Raw genomic sequence first — 5799 nt, 5'->3', positions numbered from 1 at the left:
CTGCCCCAGGCCCCGCTCCGGGGGGCCGCGCCCCGCCGCGGGCGGGGGGGGCGCGTCCTCGGCGTTCTCCGCGATCACCGCGTCGTGTTCCGCCGAGTCGAGGGGGGGGGGACGGCGATCGGCGCGTTGCAAAGTCATGGGTCCTCCACTGGTGGTTCCGACGTGTTCGGGGACGGGCGGGGTCAGCGCGCGAGCCGGGTGCCGGGGATCGCGTCGACCAGCCCGCGGGTGTACTCCTGGCGCGGGTCGCCGAGCACGTCGGCGACGGCGCCGGACTCGACGACGGCTCCTGCGCGCAGCACGGTGACGGTGTCGGCGAACACCCCGACCACGCCGAGGTCGTGGGTGACGAACAGGTAGGTCAGCGCGTGCTCGGCCTGCAGATCGGTGAGCAGTCCCAGGATCTCGGCCTGCACCGACACGTCGAGCGCCGAGACCGCCTCGTCGAAGACGACGATGTCCGGGTTGAGCGCCAGCGCCCTGGCGATCGCCACCCGCTGGGCCTGGCCGCCGGACAGTTCGGCGGCCCTGCGGGTGGCGTAGCCGCGGGGCAGGCGCACGTCGTCGAGCAGCCGGGCGGCTGCGGCGCGCCGTTCGGCGCGGCCGATGTCCTTGCGGTGCACCCGGATCGGCTCGGTCACCAGCTCGGCCACGCGGTGGCGCGGGTCGAGCGAGGAGTAGGGGTTCTGGTAGACGAATTGCAGATTCGCGCTCGCGCGGCGCCGGTCGACCGGCGCGGCGCGGCCGAGCAGGGAGAGCTGCCCGCTGTCGGCGACCTCGAGGCCGGCCACGATGCGGGCCAAGGTCGATTTGCCCGCGCCCGATTCGCCGACCAGGGCGTGCGTGGTGCCCGCGGCGACGGTGAAGGAGACCTTCCCGACGGCGGTCACGGCCCGTGCGGCGCCGCCACCACGGGTGATGAACGTGCGGCTGAGATCGGTGACCTCGATGGCGTTCCCGGCGGGCCGGGCCTGCCGCCGTTCCGCTGCCTGTCGAGCGCGCGCGAGCGCCTCGGGTCGTGGCCGCAGCCTCCCGGATCGCAGACCCGGCGCGGCGGCGAGCAGGCGCCGGGTGTACGCGTGGGCGGCGCCGCGCCGGATCTGTTCGGGCGTCCCGGTCTCCACCACCGTGCCCTGCCGCATGACCACGACGCGGTCGGCTCGTTCCAGCGCGACGCCGAGATCGTGGGTGACGAGCAGGATTCCGATGCCGAGCTCGGCGCGGAGCAGGTCGAGGTGGTCGAGGATCTGCCGTTGCACGGTGACGTCGAGGGCGCTGGTCGGCTCGTCGGCCAGCAGCAGGCTCGGCTCGCCCGAGAGCGCGATGGCGATGAGCACCCGCTGCCGCATGCCGCCGGACAACTCGTGCGGGTACTTCGCGTGGGTGTCCTCCGGCGCGGGCAGGCCGGCGAGTCGCAGGAATCGCAGCGCCTCGGCCCTGATGTGCCGCGGGTGGGCGCCGTCGCCGAAGGGCAGCAGCCGATGCCTGCGCAATCGGGTGCGCAACGCGTCCTCCAGTTGCCTGCCAACGGTCTTCACCGGATTGAGGGAGACGCCGGGGTCCTGTGGCACGTAACCGGCGTAGGAGCCGCGCAAGCGCGCGAACCGGTTGTGCGACCAGCCTGCCACATTCGTTCCCGCCAGCCGGAGCTGTCCACGCACCGTCGCCGTGGCCGGGAGCAAGCCGATCGCGGCGCGGATCGCCGTCGACTTGCCCGAACCGGATTCCCCGACGACGGTCACCAGCTCGCCCGGCGCCACGGTCAGCGACAACCCCGCGACCGCGCGCGTCGGTGGTGCGCCGCGACGCCGGTACCAGATGTCGACATCGGTGAAGGTGAGCAGTGACATCAGAGGGGCCTTTCGGGCTGCAGGGCGCGGCTGATCCGGTTGCCCGCGAGCACCACCGCCAGGATGACCGCGCCGGGGAACAGCGAGATCCACGGGGCGACGGCGAGCAGATCTCGTCCTTCCGCGACGAGCAGGCCCCATTCCGGTTGCGGGGGCGGCGCGCCGAAACCCAGGAAGCCGAGGGCCGCGATGGCGAGGACGGCGGCGCCGAACTGGAGCGGGACGAGCGCGACGACCGAGGTGGAGGCGTTCGGCAGCACGTGCCGCAGCAGGACGGCGAGCCGGGGCGTGCCGATGCCCGCCGCCGCCTCGACGTAGTCCGAACGCGACACCTTGAGCACCTCGGCGCGCATGACGCGGGCGAAATTGGCGACCGCCGAGATGCCCACCGCGACGGCCACATTGGTCAGCCCGTAGCCGAGCGCCGCCACGACCACCATGGTCAGCAGCAGACCGGGCACCGACAGCAGGACGTCGACGACGCGCATGATCACCGCATCGACCGCGCCGCGCACGAAACCGGCGACCAGCCCGAGGGCGGTGCCGAGGAAGAAGGCGATGGACACCGCGAGCAGCGTGGCCGACAGGGTGATCACGGTGCCGTACACCGTGCGGGTGTAGATGTCGCGGCCGAGCCGGTCGGTGCCGAAGAGGTGCTCGGCGCCGGGACCCACGAGGACGGCCTCGGTGTCGGGTGCGTACGGGTCGTGCCAGGTGAAGGCGCCGGGGGCGAGGCAGAAGGCCAGCGCGGTGAGCACGACGAGGACGGCGAGAACCAGGCCGGGCCGGACGCGGAGCGGGCGCAGCGCGCCGAAGCGGCTCCGCGGCGGCGCGAGCGTCCTCGTATCGTCGTCGGTGACGCCGGTCGCCGAGGCGGGCGGCGGAGCGACGGCGGGGACCGGCTTGTCGAGGCGGATGATCACGTCGGGTCACGCCCTTTCCTCGACGGCGCGCAGCCGCGGATCGAGCAGCGGATAGGAGATATCGACGAGGAAATTGACCGTCACGAAGCACAGGGCGACGAAGACGACGATGCCCTGCACCAGCGGGATGTCCTGGGCGCGCACCGCCTCCTCGGTCAACCGGCCCACACCGGCGCGGGAGAAGACGGTCTCGGTGATCACCGCGCCGGCGAGCAGTTCGCCGACGACGATGCCGCCCTGGGTGAGCGCGGGCAGGCTCGCGTTGCGCAGCACATCGATGTTGAGCACCGCTCCCTTGCGCAGACCCTTGCCGTAGGAGGTGAGCACATACGGCGCGGCGTACTCGAGCTGGAAGTTGCGCAGCAGCAGCTGGGCGATCGGCCCGGCCACCGGGATGGCCAGCGCGACGGCGGGCAGCACGAGCCCGTCGATGCCCGTGCCGCTGATGGGCGGGAACCAGCCGAGCTCGAAGGAGAAGATCTTGATGATGATCAGGCCGAGCAGAAAGCTGGGGAACGAGACCAGCAGCGGCGGGAGGCTCGCCACCGCCTCACGCAGTCGCGCCGACCCGAGATAGGTCGCCACCCAGGCGATGACCAGCGCGAACACCGCCGCCGGCACCAGCGCGGACACGGCGAGCACCACCGTCCTCGGCAGGGCGTCGCCGATCGCGGCGACGACCGGTTGCCCGCTGGTCACCGAGACGCCGAAATCGCCGCGCAGGGCGGCCAGCAGCCGATCGAGATACTGCTGCCACGCGGGCTTGTCGAAGCCGTACGCGCGTTCCATCTCCGCGAAGGCCCGAGGATCGATGCCCGCGCGTTCGTCGGGCGGGAACAGCAGCTCGATCGGGCTGGCCGGCAGCACGTAGAGCAGTACGAAGGAGGCGGTGAACGCGCCCCACACCACTATCAGGGCGCGGCCGAGCTTCAGCAGCACGTACCCGGTCCGGGCGTAGCCGGGCATGCTCAGTCCCCGCTCACCCAGGTGCCGAGGAACAGCAACCGGCCGGAGGCGTCGAGATGGATGTTCGCCACGCCCCTGGTCGCCGCGACCTGCGAGGTCTGGAAGTGGGGGTCGACGAGCACGAGTTCCTCGTGGATGAGGTGCTGCACGGCCTCGGCCGCGGGCGCCTGGGCGGGGCCGATGGCGGTGTCGAGGGCGGCGAAGGTGCGCACGATCCGCTCGCGGTCGGGGTGGTCGGCGGGGATGTGCGCGCCGTTGCCCCGATCGGGGTTGAGCTGGGTGTTGAGCACCGCCACGTCGTTGCGGGCGCGATTGATGTTGATGAGGTGGAATTCCGCGGCCACCTGCTCGGCCGGGATGTTGCGCGAGTCGAAGACCATCTCGACCTCGATGCCGAGTTCCCTCAGCGCCGCCTGGGTCGCCTCGTAGGCGATGCGCGCGTCCGGCACCAGGATGTTGCCGGTGCCCTTCAGTCGCAGCCGCACGCCGTCCTTGGCCCGGATGCCGTCGGGGCCGACCCGCCAGCCCGCCTCGTCGAGCAGTCGCGCGGCCAGCTCGGGGTCGTACTTCAGCGCGCCCTGGCTGTAGTCGACGAATCCGGGGACACCGTCGGTCAGCACCGAGTGCGCCTCGCCCTCCGATTCCGACAGCAGGGACTTCTTGTAGCCGGGCCGGTTCGTGGCCGCGACGACGGCGCGGCGCACGGCGATATCGTTGGTGGGCGCGAGGCCGAGATTGAACTGCCAGCCCAGGGTGAAGCCGGGCACGGTGCGCGAGGTGAGGGTGAAACCCTGTGCGGTGAGCACCTTCTCGTCGGTGGGCAGGATGTCGAAGGCGGCGGGCACGTCGCCGGACTGCAACGCGCCGACCCGCACGCTGGCCTCCGGGACGGAGAGGAATTCGATGCGGTCCAGGTAGGCGGGGCCCTGGTGCCCGAGGGCGGCGGGCGCCCAGCCGTAGTCTTCGCGGCGGACCACGACCGTACGCTCCTTGGGCACGTGCTCGGTGACGACGAACGGGCCGGTGCCGATCACGTTGGCCGGGTCGAGCCGCTGTTCGGCGGAGGAACGCAGCGTGCGCTCGGCGAGGAAGGAGATGTTGCCGGTGCCGCTGTGCGCGGCCAGTTGCGGAAAGCTCGCGTTCGGGGCGGAGAACACCACCTTCACCATGTGCTCGCCGAGGATCTGGGTCTCGGTGTAGGGCCCGAGGTAGCTGCGGCCGTTCGGTTTGATGTTCAGCGCCGGGTCGCCGTAGTAGAACTGGTCGAGATTGTCCTTGACCGAGCGGGCGTCGAATTTTGTGCCGTCACTGAAGGTCACGTCTTCCCGCAGGGTGAACACGAATTCGGTGAGGGTGTCGTTGTGCTCCCATGTCGTGGCCAGCCACGGGCTGAGCTCGCCGGTGTCGCGGTCCTGGAACAGCAGCCGATCGACGATGTTGTTGGAGAAGTTCGCGCCGGCGAAGCTCGAATTCACCTGGGGGTCGATGGACTCGGGAGCGCCGAGCCAGGCAAATTTCAGCGTGCCCCCTCGGACGGGTGTGCCGCTCGCCCCGGTCGCGGCCGAATTGCCCTCCGCGGCGCATCCGACCAGCAACAGGCCGCCGAACGCCCCGGCCAGCGCGAGGAAGCCCCGGCGACTGGCGAGGGTCGAGACATTTCCGGCACGTGCGGTGGCCGAACGGAATTCAGTGCTCATAGTCGGGCAACTGTGGCAGAGCCGGTGCGCGCTGCCGGAGACTTCCGGTCAGCGCAATTATTTGTCGGCCCGCCGGCGGCTGTTCCGCAGGCGTGTCCGGCCACGCCGGCGTGATCGGCGACAGTCGCCGCGGACCGGCGCATGGCGCGCAGGCCGATCGACAGCAGATGGCGGAGAAAGCTGGGCTACCTGCGGCGACGCAGCGCCGCGCGCCGTTGCCTGCCGTCCTGGCGACGCACGAATCGCGGGCGGCTCGGCACCGGTCACCCGGCCGGTGCCAGGCGCACCCGGCACCCCGGGCCGGGGGGGGGGGGTTTTTGGTGCCCAAGGACCGCGGGGGTTTTTTAGGGGCCCCCCGGGGCG

Annotated in this window: 4 protein-coding genes; all 4 read right to left on the bottom strand. The window is 71.6% G+C overall.

Annotated elements, in window-relative coordinates:
• Nucleotides 1-182: 182 nt before the first annotated feature.
• The 4 genes from QH283_RS07780 to QH283_RS07765 are packed head-to-tail and all read right to left on the bottom strand — an operon-like array spanning nt 183 to nt 5436.
• On the bottom strand, nt 183-1850 hold the full coding sequence (locus tag QH283_RS07780) for an ABC transporter ATP-binding protein (RefSeq protein ID WP_280502341.1): 1668 nt from the start codon (nt 1848-1850) through the stop codon (nt 183-185).
• Nucleotides 1850-2773 carry an ABC transporter permease gene (locus QH283_RS07775; RefSeq protein WP_280502340.1) on the bottom strand — a complete coding sequence of 308 codons (924 nt, stop codon included), beginning with the start codon at nt 2771-2773 and terminating at the stop codon, nt 1850-1852. The genes QH283_RS07780 and QH283_RS07775 overlap by 1 nt, the downstream gene beginning before the upstream one ends.
• A gap of 6 nt (nt 2774-2779) precedes the next feature.
• The gene (locus QH283_RS07770) at nt 2780-3739 is read right to left on the bottom strand and encodes an ABC transporter permease (protein ID WP_280502339.1); all 960 of its coding nucleotides are present in this window, start codon (nt 3737-3739) and stop codon (nt 2780-2782) included.
• A gap of 2 nt (nt 3740-3741) precedes the next feature.
• The gene (locus QH283_RS07765; RefSeq protein ID WP_280502338.1) at nt 3742-5436 is read right to left on the bottom strand and encodes an ABC transporter substrate-binding protein; all 1695 of its coding nucleotides are present in this window, start codon (nt 5434-5436) and stop codon (nt 3742-3744) included.
• Nucleotides 5437-5799 lie beyond the last annotated feature (363 nt).

The sequence above is a fragment of the Nocardia farcinica genome (assembly GCF_029867845.1).
In the GTDB taxonomy this organism is placed as follows: Bacteria; Actinomycetota; Actinomycetes; order Mycobacteriales; family Mycobacteriaceae; genus Nocardia; species Nocardia farcinica_A.
Note: the sequence above shows the minus strand (reverse complement) of the source record. Positions and strands in the feature narration are given on the sequence as shown.